The 13576-nt window shown below is 32.6% G+C and carries 15 protein-coding genes; 10 read left to right on the forward strand and 5 right to left on the reverse strand.

Annotated features, from left to right (window positions below):
* Positions 1 to 149: 149 nt before the first annotated feature.
* The 3 genes from ACZ1AQ_RS07270 to ACZ1AQ_RS07280 all read right to left on the reverse strand — a co-directional run bounded on the left by ACZ1AQ_RS07270 (position 150) and on the right by ACZ1AQ_RS07280 (position 2542).
* Positions 150 to 509: a cupin domain-containing protein gene (locus tag ACZ1AQ_RS07270; RefSeq protein ID WP_489632262.1), complete on the reverse strand. Its 360-nt coding sequence runs from the start codon at positions 507 to 509 to the stop codon at positions 150 to 152.
* A 143-nt stretch (positions 510 to 652) separates the two neighbouring features.
* Positions 653 to 1021 carry a DMT family protein gene (locus ACZ1AQ_RS07275; protein WP_489632263.1) on the reverse strand — a complete coding sequence of 123 codons (369 nt, stop codon included), beginning with the start codon at positions 1019 to 1021 and terminating at the stop codon, positions 653 to 655.
* A gap of 3 nt (positions 1022 to 1024) precedes the next feature.
* Entirely contained in the window at positions 1025 to 2542 is a 1518-nt protein-coding gene (locus ACZ1AQ_RS07280; protein WP_489632264.1) for a helicase HerA-like domain-containing protein, read from the reverse strand.
* Between the two features lie 367 nt (positions 2543 to 2909).
* Between ACZ1AQ_RS07280 and ACZ1AQ_RS07285 the strand changes: the two genes are divergently transcribed.
* The 8 genes from ACZ1AQ_RS07285 to ACZ1AQ_RS07320 all read left to right on the forward strand — a co-directional run bounded on the left by ACZ1AQ_RS07285 (position 2910) and on the right by ACZ1AQ_RS07320 (position 10089).
* Positions 2910 to 3737: a MotA/TolQ/ExbB proton channel family protein gene (locus ACZ1AQ_RS07285; protein ID WP_489632265.1), complete on the forward strand. Its 828-nt coding sequence runs from the start codon at positions 2910 to 2912 to the stop codon at positions 3735 to 3737.
* A 62-nt stretch (positions 3738 to 3799) separates the two neighbouring features.
* Positions 3800 to 4417 (forward strand): ExbD/TolR family protein, encoded by a 618-nt coding sequence (locus ACZ1AQ_RS07290; RefSeq protein ID WP_489632266.1) that lies wholly within the window; start codon positions 3800 to 3802, stop codon positions 4415 to 4417.
* Between the two features lie 19 nt (positions 4418 to 4436).
* A complete protein-coding gene (locus tag ACZ1AQ_RS07295; protein WP_489632267.1) occupies positions 4437 to 4997 on the forward strand; it encodes an ExbD/TolR family protein in 561 nt (186 codons plus the stop codon).
* Between the two features lie 36 nt (positions 4998 to 5033).
* On the forward strand, positions 5034 to 5834 hold the full coding sequence (locus ACZ1AQ_RS07300) for an energy transducer TonB (protein ID WP_489632268.1): 801 nt from the start codon (positions 5034 to 5036) through the stop codon (positions 5832 to 5834).
* 316 nt (positions 5835 to 6150) lie between these two features.
* The gene (locus tag ACZ1AQ_RS07305; RefSeq protein ID WP_489632269.1) at positions 6151 to 6972 is read left to right on the forward strand and encodes a PstS family phosphate ABC transporter substrate-binding protein; all 822 of its coding nucleotides are present in this window, start codon (positions 6151 to 6153) and stop codon (positions 6970 to 6972) included.
* A complete protein-coding gene (locus ACZ1AQ_RS07310; protein ID WP_489632270.1) occupies positions 6947 to 8656 on the forward strand; it encodes a tetratricopeptide repeat protein in 1710 nt (569 codons plus the stop codon). The genes ACZ1AQ_RS07305 and ACZ1AQ_RS07310 overlap by 26 nt, the downstream gene beginning before the upstream one ends.
* 149 nt (positions 8657 to 8805) lie before the next feature.
* On the forward strand, positions 8806 to 9438 hold the full coding sequence (locus tag ACZ1AQ_RS07315; RefSeq protein WP_489632271.1) for a 7-carboxy-7-deazaguanine synthase QueE: 633 nt from the start codon (positions 8806 to 8808) through the stop codon (positions 9436 to 9438).
* 255 nt (positions 9439 to 9693) lie between these two features.
* Positions 9694 to 10089 carry an energy transducer TonB gene (locus ACZ1AQ_RS07320; protein WP_489632272.1) on the forward strand — a complete coding sequence of 132 codons (396 nt, stop codon included), beginning with the start codon at positions 9694 to 9696 and terminating at the stop codon, positions 10087 to 10089.
* Between the two features lie 20 nt (positions 10090 to 10109).
* Here the strand turns inward: ACZ1AQ_RS07320 and ACZ1AQ_RS07325 are convergent, their stop codons facing one another.
* Both ACZ1AQ_RS07325 and ACZ1AQ_RS07330 read right to left on the reverse strand, forming a co-directional pair.
* Positions 10110 to 10652: a YfiT family bacillithiol transferase gene (locus tag ACZ1AQ_RS07325; RefSeq protein ID WP_489632273.1), complete on the reverse strand. Its 543-nt coding sequence runs from the start codon at positions 10650 to 10652 to the stop codon at positions 10110 to 10112.
* 3 nt (positions 10653 to 10655) lie between these two features.
* Complete coding sequence (locus tag ACZ1AQ_RS07330; protein ID WP_489632274.1) at positions 10656 to 11360, reverse strand: class I SAM-dependent methyltransferase; 705 nt, start codon at positions 11358 to 11360, stop codon at positions 10656 to 10658.
* A gap of 53 nt (positions 11361 to 11413) precedes the next feature.
* On the opposite strand from ACZ1AQ_RS07330, the gene ACZ1AQ_RS07335 reads away from it, so the two are divergent.
* Both ACZ1AQ_RS07335 and ACZ1AQ_RS07340 read left to right on the forward strand, forming a co-directional pair.
* On the forward strand, positions 11414 to 11914 hold the full coding sequence (locus ACZ1AQ_RS07335; RefSeq protein WP_489632275.1) for a YkgJ family cysteine cluster protein: 501 nt from the start codon (positions 11414 to 11416) through the stop codon (positions 11912 to 11914).
* A 42-nt stretch (positions 11915 to 11956) separates the two neighbouring features.
* Positions 11957 to 13183: an ABC transporter permease gene (locus ACZ1AQ_RS07340; protein WP_489632276.1), complete on the forward strand. Its 1227-nt coding sequence runs from the start codon at positions 11957 to 11959 to the stop codon at positions 13181 to 13183.
* Positions 13184 to 13576 lie beyond the last annotated feature (393 nt).

Raw genomic sequence — 13576 nt, forward strand, 5'->3', positions numbered from 1 at the left:
TTTTATTCGATTTGGAAATAAATGTTAGATACTATTTATTTCAATTTTGTTCTTTTTCTTAAATCTCGTTTAGGTCTCCAATGATTAAAAATTTTCCAACCAAATTTACATGCCCTTCAATGTCTTATATGGTTCAATAATAACTGGTGTTATTCGCGGTGGACTTTATTAAAATCAAAAGCGGGAGTGCAAATAGCGATATATTCACAAGGCTCCTCAAATGGATTCGAATATTGAACACGAGTGTTTTTTTGAATGTGTATCGATTGTCCAGCTTCCAGAATTACCGTTTCTCCTTCGATTATAAATTGCTTTTTCCCTTTGATGATATACGTGTATTCATCAAACTCTGGGGTTTGAAAAGGTTCACTCCATTTAGGAGGCGCAATCATATGCGCAATAGAAACGTCTCTATTTTGAGTAGTTGGGATGCCGTGATGTTCTTCGATTAGTTTCCCGTCGGTCGTAGGAACAATAAAAGGTGTTTTTTGTAAAGTGTATTTTTTCATTTTGTATTTTTTTTTTGCGTGAGGGATAGGAATAAGCTACCGAAGTAGCATGGATAGCCCGACCGCATTTACAGAAAGGGGCGAATAATACTATTGCTAGTTGCCTCTTTTTGTAAATGGGGTCACGCCCTAATTATTATAATTTACTTTTTAAAGATAAAATAAACGGCTAGCACTAGAAACAAAAAGCCAACAGCATGATTCCATCGAAAGGTTTCGTTTTTGAAAAAAAGCAATGAAAATAAAACGAAAATAACCAAAGTGATGACTTCTTGAATTACTTTTAACTGCATCAAACTAAATGGTCCTCCGTTTTCTTGATAGCCAATTTTGTTGGCAGGTACTTGAAAGAAATATTCAAAAAGTGCAAGCCCCCAACTTATGAAAATGATGGTGATAAGTCCTGCGTTTTCAAACCACTTGAGTTCCTTAAATTTCAAATGTCCATACCAAGCTAACGTCATAAATATATTCGACAAAATTAACAAACCGATTGTTAGTGCGCCTTTCATAGACTATTTTTTGAATAATTTCGATAAGATACCAAAGGCTCCGCGAATGAAGGTAGCACTTGTTACCACTTTCAAAACGGATTTTGTAACGACTTCTGTTGTACTTGGTCCTGAAGTCGTTTTTTCTTCCTTAGTTTCAGTTGCTTCTTGTGTCGCTTGTTCTTGTGCGGCATTTATTTTTTGAGTAAGCAATTCGTAAGCGCTTTCTCTATCAATGAGTTCGCTGTATTTTTTGACTAATTTGGATTTAGAATTTATAGCTTGTATTTCGCTTTCGGTCAATACATCCATACGGCTTGTCGGAGCTCGCATCATGGTTGCTGCAAGTGGAGTAGGGATCCCTTTTTCGTTCAAAGCAGTGACCAAAGCTTCTCCGATTCCCAAACTGGTTAAGAGTTCTTCCGTATTGTAAAACTCGCTAGAAGGATAATTGTCTGCGGTTTGTTTTATAGATTTACGGTCGTTGGCGGTAAAGGCTCTCAAAGCATGTTGAATTTTCAAACCCAATTGTGCTAAAACGCCACTTGGAATATCCATTGGGTTTTGGGTGATAAAGTATATTCCTATTCCTTTAGAACGAATTAGTTTTACAATAGTTTCTATTTGGTCCAAAAGCGCTTTACTGGCTTCATTAAAAATTAAATGTGCCTCGTCGATGAATAAAACCAATTCTGGTTGTTCCGAATCTCCTTTTTCGGGCATCTGTTGGTAAATTTCTGCTAAAAGGCTAAGCATAAAAGTGGAGAATAATTTGGGTTTATCCTGAATGTCATTGAGGCGAATGATGTTGATGTAGCCTTTTCCAGTTTCGTCAATTCGCATTAAATCATCAATCTCAAAAGATTTTTCTCCAAAAAACAAATCAGCGCCTTGTTGTTCTAATTCGATGATTTTTCTGAGGATAGTTCCAGTTGTTGCTGTTGAAATTTTCCCGTAGGCATTGGCAATTTCTTCTTTTCCTTCTTCGGTAATGTAATTGATGACTTTTTTGATGTCTTTCAAGTCCAAAAGCGGCATCTGATTGTCATCACAGTATTTAAAAATTACCGAAACTACACCTGCTTGAGTATCATTCAAATCAAGTATTCTAGAGAAAAGAACGGGACCAAATTCAGATATCGTAGCTCTTAGCCGAACACCACTTTGGTCAGACAGTGAAAGTAGTTCTACAGGGTAACTTGAGGGGCTAAATGGAATGTTTATTTTTTGATGACGTTCTGTTATGAAAGACTTTTCTTCTCCAGGCATAGCTATTCCACTAAAGTCACCTTTTATGTCCATCATCAAAACAGGAATTCCTTTAGAGGATAATTGCTCAGAAAGCACTTGAATTGTCTTTGTTTTTCCTGTTCCAGTAGCTCCTGCAATTAAACCATGGCGATTCAAAGTTTTTAAGGGAATTTTTACAAAAGCATCTGCAATAGTTTGTCCATTTAACATGGCGCTGCCCAATACAATGCTTTCTCCCTTAGTAGAATACCCCTCGTTTATGTCGGTTTTGAATTTAGATTCTCTATTCATTTTAGACGTTTTTTTGTACTTGCAAGGTATAGTTTTTTTTCAAAATTTTCAATTTAGATTTTTAATGATATTGGGGGCATTAGTCATAAATTTGTAGGAATCCTGTTTTTTTTAACGCTTTTTTAATGTTGATAGATTCTTATATTTAGATTTGTTTTTTAGTGTCTTTCGGAGAATAAAATGTTAAAAAGTCTTTTTTATTGAGAATAATTCTAAAAATGCATTTTGACGGCTTGTTTTTCAAATCATAACCCTGAATTTTAGACCCAAAAAAATTTTTTTATTTAAACTAAACATATAAATTTGCCTTTCTACAAGTTTATTATAACAAAAAATAAATTATTTAAAATTTTTAAAATTAAAAAAAATGGCAAACGTTAAAGCAAAAAAAGAAAGCACTTCAAATGGAGGAGGAATGGTTTCAGGAATTATTATCGCATCATGTATTTTTGTAGGATGGTTAGTATGGACTTTTATTATGGGAGACGGTGCTAACTTTGAAGGAGGCGTAAATACAGGTCACCCACTACCAGGGAATTACTTAGCAATGGTTTATAAAGGAGGTCCTATCGTTCCAGTTTTGATGGGATTATTATTAATGGTGATTGTATTTTCTTTCGAAAGATACATGGTAATCACAAAAGCTGCTGGAAAAGGTAACTTAGATACTTTTATGAAAAAAGTACAAGGAGATATCAAAGAAGGTAAAATTGATGAAGCTATCGTTGCTTGTGATAAACAACAAGGTTCTGTAGCAAATGCTATTAAATCTGCTTTGGTAAAATACCAAGACGTTAAAAAAGAAGGATTCAATTCTGAAGAAGCTTCTGAAACTATCCACAAAGAAATCGAAGAGGCTACTTCATTAGAAATGCCAATGTTAGAGAAAAACATGACTATCATTTCTTCATTAGTATCTTTAGGAACTCTTGCTGGTTTGTTAGGAACAGTAACAGGTATGATTAAAGCGTTTGGTGCGTTAGCAACTGCAGGTACTCCTGACCAAGCTGCTCTTGCAAATGGTATCTCTGAGGCACTTATCAATACAGCTACAGGTATCTCTACTTCAGTGTTGGCAATTATCTCTTACAACTTCTTTACTTCTAAAATTGACGATTTAACTTACTCTATCGATGAGGCTGGTACTACTATCGTTAACACTTACAGAAAATTTAGAGGTAGCTTAAAACAATAATTAATATTAAATTAGAGTTATAGAATTACAACTCTAGGTTAATTTAAAATAAAACAAAGAAAATGGCAGAATTAAATACTAAAGGAGGAAAAAAATCCACATCCATTGATATGACCGCGATGTGTGATGTTGCGTTCCTTTTGCTAACGTTCTTTATTTTGACTGCTACAGCTAAAGCTCCTGAAGTTTTACCAGTGGATACGCCACAATCTACAGTGCAAACTAAATTGCCTACAGATAATTTGGCTACAATCACTATTGGTAAAGGGAAAGTGTTTTTTGACTTAAAAGGAAGAGAAGTTCGTAAAAAAACCCTTGAATTAATGGGTGACAAATACGAATTAGACTTTTCGGATGATGATACAAACAAATTTGCATTGATGGAAAGTTTTGGTGTGCCAATTCAAAATTTAAAACAAATTTTGGATATGAAGGCGTCAGATAGAGCTAAAGCAGGTCAACCAGGTATTCCAAAAGATTCTTTAGATAACCAATTGAAAGAATGGCTTTTAAATTCAAGAAGAGCTAATATTGATATTAACAATAAAGAGTTGGAAATAGCAATCAAAGGAGATGCTAAAGAAGAATACGCTACAATTAAACAAGTAATGGATATTTTGCAAGATCAAAAAATCAACAACTTTAGTTTGGTTACTGGTTTAAGAGGAAAGAATTTTTAATTAATAAAGACACACTATAATGGCTGAATTAAATACCGGTGGCGGTGGAGGCAAAAAAGGTGGTGGAAAAGTAAGAAGTAAAAAACAAAACTCAAAGGTAGATTTAACTGCCATGGTGGATTTGGCTTTCTTATTGATTACCTTCTTTATGTTGACTACAACGCTATCAAAACCTCAATCGATGAATTTGGGGTTGCCAGATAAAGCAAAAGATAATGAGCAGGAGAAAGATATTAAAGTGGATGAAAATCGTACGATGACTATCTTACTCGGAGAGAATGGAAAGTTAGTATCGTACATGGGTATGATAAGTGCACCACTTGCTGCTCCTAAAGACTTTGCTTATGGTAAAGATGGTATCCGTAAAGAATTACTATCCAGAAGACAATCAGTATTAGAATATTCCGCTGCAAAAGGAAAGCCTAAAAACGGAATTATTGTAATTATTAAACCAAGTAAAAAAGCAACATATCGTAACTTGGTGGATATATTAGATGAGATGGCTATAGTAGACGTACCTACTTATGCTATAGTAAACGAGTTTTCGCCAGAAGAACAAAAATTGTTAGAGACAAAATAGTTATCTAATTTGTCTATAACCTAATAATTAATAAAAATGAAATTAGATATATTAAAAAATCAATGGCTTGATATCGTTTTTGAAGGACGTAATAAATTGTATGGAGCTTATGAGTTAAGAAAATCTAATCGTAAGACTTCAATGAGAGCCCTTATTTTTGGTGCTATTGTTTTCAGTTTAGCGGTTAGCGCGCCTCTTATCGCAAGTTTATTACCTAGCTCTTCTGATGAAGATGAAAATCTTGATGTGAAAATCACGGCGGTAAAATTACCACCAAAAAAACAAGAAGAGAAGAAACCAGATCTTCCACCACCACCTCCACCAAAACCAAAAGTGGATCAAGTGAAATTTGTTAAGCCAGTTGTGGCGAAAGCAGAAGAAGTTGTAGAAGAGATTGTTGAGGTTAAACAAATCAAAGACAAGAATATTGGTGCTGAGACAATTAAAGGTGATCCAGATGCAATTTTAACAGTTGATGAGCCAGTTGGTACTGGAACAGCTGCTGTTGTTGAAGAGGATAATACTGTATACAACACTGCCGGTATTGAGCAAAAACCTGAGTTTCCAGGAGGTATGGAAAAATTCTACAAATTCGTAGGAAACAACTATCAAGCTCCTGAAGAAGAAGGCTTGAAAGGAAAAGTTTATGTAACTTTTGTTGTTGAAAAAGATGGTTCGTTAACTGATATCAAAGTATTGAGAGATATTGGATATGGAACAGGAAAAGAAGCAATTAGAGTTCTGAACAAATGTCCAAAATGGATACCTGGTGAACAAAATGGTAAAAAAGTTAGGGTATTATACTCACTACCAATTACTATTCAATCAGCTGAGTAATGATTGCAAATTTAGTTGATAATATGAAGAAGAAATCGCCTAAAGAGCGATTTCTTCTCGTTATAGGCTTATTGTTTTTTTTAGTCTATTTGGTTCTTGGTATGGCTGTAATTTTTTGTAAAGAATTCCCTTTGCAAATGGAATTTAAGTATCGAATTGCTTTAGGTGTTGTGTTAATAGTATATGCTATTATACGTTTTCTTAGATTTTATAATTCTAATAAATAGTCGTCATGAATAGAGTTAGTTTATTGTTGTTTTTTTTGTCTAGCATAGTTTTGTATTCTTGTAAATATGATAAAAACGAAGAGACTATTTTGAAAGGTAATGTTGCTATTACAGTTGATGAAACTGTTTTGCCTTTACTAGAAGCACAAGCTGATGTTTTTCAAAGCAAGTATGATGCAACCATAAAATTAGTGCCTAAATCTGAAGCAGAAGCATTAAATGATCTGTTTAATAGTAAAACTGGTGTTGCTGTTTTAACTAGAAATTTATCAGAAAAAGAAAAAATTAACTTTTCTCAAAAAAAGATTATACCAAAAATCACTAATTTTGCGATTGATGCAATTGCTTTTGTGAAAAATAAATCCTCGAATGATACGTTATTAGCTTTAAAAGATGTTATAGATTTTATGAAAGGGAATTCTAATAACGCTATTAAAGGTTTGGTTTTTGATAATCCTAACTCAAGTACGGTTAGTTTTATAAAGAATTTGGCCAATGTTGAAGTTTTGCCAGAAAACGGTGTCTATTCCTTTAAATCGAATGAAGAAGTAATCAAATTCGTTTCAGAAAACAACGGGATGATTGGGGTTATTGGTGTGAATTGGATTTCTGAACCATCTACTAAGATGATTCCTTTTTTGAACAATATAAATGTTTTAAGTGTTAAAGCTTTAAACAGTACATCATTTGTGAGTCCTACACAAAATAACATTGCTGAAGGTACTTATCCGTTGGCACGGGATTTGTACATTGTTAATTGTCAAGGGTACTCAGGTCTCGGAATGGGATTTGCATCTTTTATAGCAGGTGATGTTGGTCAAAGAATAGTGCTTAAATCTGGACTTTTGCCAGTTAGAGTGCCTGGCAGAAAACTTAATGTTAGAAATGAAATTGAGAATGCAAAAGAATAAATATAAATTAATTGTAAAGAAGATGAATAAATTTAAAATTTTTAGTGTTGCTTTTTTTGCTGCAGTGTCTCTTGTGAATGCACAAGATATTGATCAAGCAAAAAAAGCAATAGATGCAGAGCAGTTTGAAAAAGCCAAATCGATATTGAAGTCTGTTTTGCAAGCTAAACCTTCGAATGGTACAGCTTCCTTTTTGCTAGGGAATATCTATATGACTCAAAAAGAAATGGATTCTGCAAAAATATATTATCAAAAGGGTATCAATGGTTCCGATGGAGCTAAACTTAATTATATTGGGTTGGGTCAATTGGATTTAGAAGCTAAAAATCAATCAGCGGCTCAAGCTAATTTTGATATTGCAATTAAGGATGCTAAGCGTAAAGATGCTACGGTACCTACTTACATTGCTCGTGCTTACATGAATATTTCTAAGCCTGAGTATAAAAATGCAATTGCTATTCTTGAAAGAGCAAAAGTAGATAGTCCTCAAAATGCTGAGCTATTGTTAGCATTAGGTGATGCTTATTACCTAGAAAACAAACAAAATGAAGCGTATTCATCATACCGTAATGCATTTCAAATAGATCCAACAATGTTGAGAGCCAAGATGCAATTAGGTGTTTTGTTAAAAGGTGCCAAATCATATGATTTAGCTATTAATGCATTTAATGAAGTTATTGCTATTAATCCAAATTACGGACCTGTTTACAGAGAGTTGGCTGAAACCTATTACAAATGGGGAAGAAATAAGCCTTCTAAAGCTGCTGAAAACATGCAATTAGCAATTTCTAATTATGACAAATATATGTCATTAACAGATTATTCACTAGCATCAAGAATGAGAAGAGCTGACTTCTTAGTTTTATTAAAAAACTGGCCTGAACTTGAGAAAGAAGCTAACAAAATGATTGAATTGGATAAAGTAAACCCAAGAATTTATCGTTATTTGGCTTACTCTGCATTCGAAAATGGAAATGTTGATGTAGCTTTAAAATCTTTGGAAAGTTTTATTTCAAATCCAAATAGTAAAGTAATTGCTAAAGATTATATTTATTTGGCTGAAATTAAGTTTAAAAAAGCCATTGCTGCTGATGGGTTGTCTATGGATCAGTTTTTATATACTGGAGGTTTTGCTGATTTGAAAAAAGCACTTGAGTTAGAACCTTTGGCTACTGAAGATTTAAATGACATTGGGAAGAAATTATTTTCTAAGAAGTTTTATAAAGAAGCTGCGCCTATTTTTGAATTAGGAACTAAAAATACTGAGGATAAAAACTATGTTGATGACAATATTTATTATGCTTTATCAATTTTTTATGCAAACAGCAAAAAAGATGTTAAAGCTGATGTAAATGAGCTTAAAAATGCTGATGCTGCTCTGGATAAAGTTATTGTTGCCGCACCATCATATCAAGATGCATTTTTATACAAAGCTAGAGTAAATAGGTTAGCTGAGAACGAAGAGTTTATTATTAAGAACTACGAGTCCTATATTGCAAAGCTTACGGAAAAAGGTGAGTTAGCAAATGCTAATCATAAGACAAAAGTTGTTGAGAGTTATAATAATCTTGCAGCTAGTTATGCAAACAAAGACAAAGCTAAAGCAATTGAGTATTTGAATAAAACATTATCTATTGATCCAACTAATGATTATGCGACAAAATCATTAGCTACCTTAAAATAGTATATCTTTTTTAAAAAATAAAAAAGCGATAATCACTATTGATGATTGTCGCTTTTTTTGTATTTCTATTTTACTTTAAATTCAAGTTTTTAGCCTTTTGTGGATCGATACTGTTTAAAATAGTATCTTTGCGACTTTAATAGAAAAGAATGTTGTCAAAAGAAATTCAGTTGGAAGTAAACAAAGGTACAATGTTGCCTTTGATGGAGGAGTTCTATACAATTCAAGGTGAGGGATGCCACACAGGAACGGCTGCTTATTTTATTCGTATAGGAGGTTGTGATGTTGGCTGTCATTGGTGCGATGTTAAGGAAAGCTGGAACGCTGAACTTCATCCGCCTACTTCTGTAGATCAAATAGTGGCTAATGCTGTAAAATATGCTGATACAGTTGTAGTTACTGGTGGTGAGCCTTTGACTTGGGACATGAGTATTCTTACTTCAAAACTCAAACAGCATGGTTTGAAATTACATATAGAAACTTCTGGTGCATATCCTTTGACTGGAGTTTGGGATTGGATTTGTTTATCTCCCAAAAAAAACAAATTACCTACACAAACAGTCTATGATAATGCTCATGAGTTAAAGGTGATTATTTTTAATAAACATGATTTTATTTTTGCAGAAGAACAAGCTGCAAAAGTGAATAGTAGTGCTTTACTTTTTCTTCAACCAGAATGGAGTAAAAAAGAAGAGATGACTCCTTTGATTGTTGATTACGTAATGAATAATCCAAAATGGCGTGTCTCTTTACAAACGCATAAGTATCTTAATATTCCATAATGAATAGTTTTAATATAATTACAAAAAGGCTCACAGCCTTTTTTTTGTTTCACTATTTGACATTTATTAAGAATATTCTTTTTTATAAATTCATAAGTGTCAGTTATTCAGGATTTTGATTTTCTTGTTTTACGAAGTACGAAAAAAAAGCATTATTTTTTTGCTATATCTGTTATTTTTAGCCTCTTTTTAGATATATTTACAATTATACTATGCCTAAAAAAATGTTTTTTTGTTAAATGTAATTCCTGATATATGAAAAGAATTTTATTTTGTTTGTTTTGTTTTTTTTCGTTTCAAAATATCGTTGCGCAAGATCTTAGTATGGCAAACGATGAAATTGTTGAGTATAATACAGTTGATATAAGGCCTGAATTTCCCGGTACTTATTCTAATTTTATGGATTTTATATCAAAAAACTTTTCTTTACCAGATTATGAAGGACCTACAGGTGTTTTAAAAGTTGGCTTTGTAATTGAGACAAATGGATTGGTTTCTAATGTCAAGGTGTTAAAAAACCTTGATACTACATCTTCGGCTGAAATAAAAAAAGTTATGGCTAAGTGTCCTCAATGGAAACCAGGCGAACATAATGGAAAACCAGTGAGAGTTTATTATGAGTTTTCTTTGAAGTTAATGAGTCAAAGTTAAAAGAAAAGAGGAAAAAATGATTACCATTTTTCCCTCTTTTTTAATTCAGTAATGTGTGCAAGATGATGTTTACAATGCCAAGCGTATGTGCCTATTATTTCTTTTATAGAAAAGGTTTTGTCGTGTTCAGGGTGAATAAATGTTTTGTTTAATTCTTCTTCTTTTAAATTTTTTAATAGGTAGCCTAATCGAAAGTGTAGTCCTTTTAGTAATTCCAAAGTAGGAGTAATTGGCATTGTTTTGTTGTCAAAACCTTCTCCCCACAAACCCTCTTCATAATATTTAATGGTTGGTTTGTTTTCTGTCAGTGCCCATTTAATTCTAATGAAACAATTCATATGACTGTCTGCGCAATGGTGAACTACTTGTCTTATAGTCCATCCCTCTGGGCGATAAGGTGTGTTCAATTGTTCGTCGTTTAATTCAGAGACTTCGTTTTTTATTTGTTCAACAAAAAGTTCTATCTCTTCTATTTTTTCTTTTAAATAAGTTTTGGTGTATTGATCTGGGGCTTTAAATTTTCCAATAGGATATTGAAGTTTTTCGAGTTCTTTATGGTTCATAGCTTAAAGGGTTAGTTGGGCTAAATAATCAAAATGCTTACCTTCCATTACTAATTCGCATTTTAATTGGTTGGCATGAGCAATATTTTGTAATGTATTATAATCGATGTAAAGCCAAGGGAATTCATCTTCTATTTGGTTTTTGTAACTTAATTTGAAAGTTAATTCACCATAGTAGTTCGAACCAGATATCCATTTCCCTCCATCCTCATCTTCATCAAACATATAAATGATGTCTGAAGAGTCAATAAGAATTTGTCCACCACTATTGAGGAGTTTTTTTAGTTTTGTTAGGTACTTTTTTGTTTCGTTTAGTGTTTGAAAAATACCCGTACCGTTCATTAACAATAATATGGTATCGTATTTTGTGTTTTCCTCCAAATCTAGAATATGACAAACTTTAGTTTGTTTGATGCCTCTGGCTTTACATGTTTCTATGGCTTTTTTAGATATATCAATAGCTGTGATATCTAGATGATTTTTTTGTAAAACTAAACTATGGCTTCCAGCTCCACAACCTACATCAAGTATTTTTCCCCTTGATAAATCTAGTGCTTTTTGTTCTATTTCAGGCATGTTTCTGTAATCTCTAAATAAATAGCTTACGTCCATTTCATCTTCTTCAGAAATAGAGGTTTCAGTTATTATATTTTCTGGGGAGTTATTGAAATAAAAATCATATATAGCTTGTCCAAAAAGGTCTTTCATTTTTGTCGTTTTTTTAGTGATTTAAGTTTACTTTTGTGTTTTAACCAAAAGCCATGCAGTTGAAGCCTGATTTATCAGAAATAAAGAAACTCGCCAAAGATAAGCATAACGAAAACAAAAAGTATTTCGATAAGCTAAAAAAGAAAGCGCCAAAAAATATTGATTATTTAATGCAAGAGATGCATGATAATGAATTTAAAAAAACCAATTGTTTGGATTGTGCTAATTGCTGTAAAACAACTGGTCCTTTGTTTACATCAGCCGATATAGAGAGGATTTCAAAACATTTGAGATTAAAGCCTCAGCAATTTATAGCTCAGTATCTTCGGATAGATGAAGATCAAGATTATGTCTTGCAAACTGTGCCTTGTTCTTTCTTGGATCAAGATAATACTTGTTTTATTTATGATGTGCGTCCTAAGGCATGTCGGGAATTTCCGCACACAGATCGAAAGAAGTTTCAACAAATTTCTAATATTACTTTGAAAAACATTCCTATTTGTCCGGCAGTATATAATATTGTGGAGGAAATGAAAAAAAGAATCTCTTTGTAGTTAACAAATTCAATATTTGTTTTAATTTAAACCTTCGTTATCTTGAAATTAGAATATTTTATCGCCAAACGATTAGTTACTTCCAAGGATTATAAAAGTAGTATTTCTGCTCCTATAATTAACATTGCTATTGCAGCAATTGCAATTGGTATCATTATGATGATGGTTTCTGTGGCAACAGGTATTGGTTTGCAGCAAAAAATCAGGGAAAAAATTGCTGCTTTTAATGGGCATATTGTAATTGCTAATTTTGATAGTAATCAATCAGAGGCAACTCTAGTTCCTATTGATTTAAGGCAGTCATTTTATCCAAATTTCAAAGAAATTCCTGAAGTAAATCATATTCAGGCTGTTGCGGTAAAAGCTGGGATAATAAGGACTGAAACTGCTTTTGAAGGGATTATGTTCAAAGGAGTGGGTGTGGATTATGATTGGAAATATATTCAAGAATACATGGTAAAGGGTCGGTTGCCTATTGTTAGGGGTAATCTTAATCAAGAAGTGGTAGTTTCAGAATTTATTGCTTCAAGATTGCAATTAAAGTTGGGAGATTCTTTTCATGCTTATTTTATGAAATCCAACGGGTATAATGTTAGGAGTTTTAAAATTGTTGGAATTTTTAATTCGGGGTTTCAAGAATTTGATGCTTCTTATATTATTGGTGATTTAAGGCATGTGCAGCGATTAAATAAATGGACAGCTAATCAAATCGGTGCTTTTGAAGTATTTGTGAATAATTTTAATGAAATCGAAAGTATAGGTGAAAAAGTTTATCAAGAAACTTCATCTACCTTAGATAGTAAAACGATTGTAGAAAAGTATAGTTATATTTTTGACTGGTTAAAATTGTTTGACGTAAACATTATTGTCATTCTAATCGTTATGATTCTTGTTGCAACTATTAATATGGTAGTAGCATTATTAGTTCTAATATTAGAGCGTACCCAAATGATTGGTATATTAAAAGCGCTTGGTGCAGACAACTGGTCTATTAGGAAAATATTCCTTTATAATGCTTTCTATTTAATCATTAGGGGCTTGTTCTGGGGTAATTTGATTGGTGTTGCTATACTTTTTGTTCAGCACTATTTTGGAGTTATTAAACTTAATCCAGAAAATTATTATGTAAACCAAGCTCCAGTATATTTTAACTTGATTTATATGCTAATACTCAATATCATGACTGTTGTGGTTTGTTTCTTTGTTTTACTGTTGCCGTCATATATAATAACGCGTATTTCTCCTGTAAGGGCTATTCGTTATGAGTAGTATTTGGGCGTTCTCCTTATATGTAACAGAATATTTTCCTCTAAAACTTGAAATTTTAAGCTATCTATAAGTAGCTGGGTAATCCGTTACAAGTCTTCATGCCGAAAAGTTGGAGCTATGGGCTTTTCACTGCTATCTTTAACGCATTTGAAGAATATATGGTAATATTTGGTTGTTTTAGGGTTTCAATTTTAATGAATCCATATTTTGGCATGTGTTTTTTTTGGGAAATCATAAAAAAAGAAAGTATAAACAGCAGACTATTAAAGTATTAAAAAATAAATCAAAAAAAGCTTTAAAAAAGGCTTGTTAAAACGGAAAAAGGTGTTACTTTTGCACCCGCAACAACGGCAACGTTCATTTAAATACTGACAAGCGATTGATATAAAAGAA

Source organism: Flavobacterium sp. UM26 (assembly GCF_057922445.1).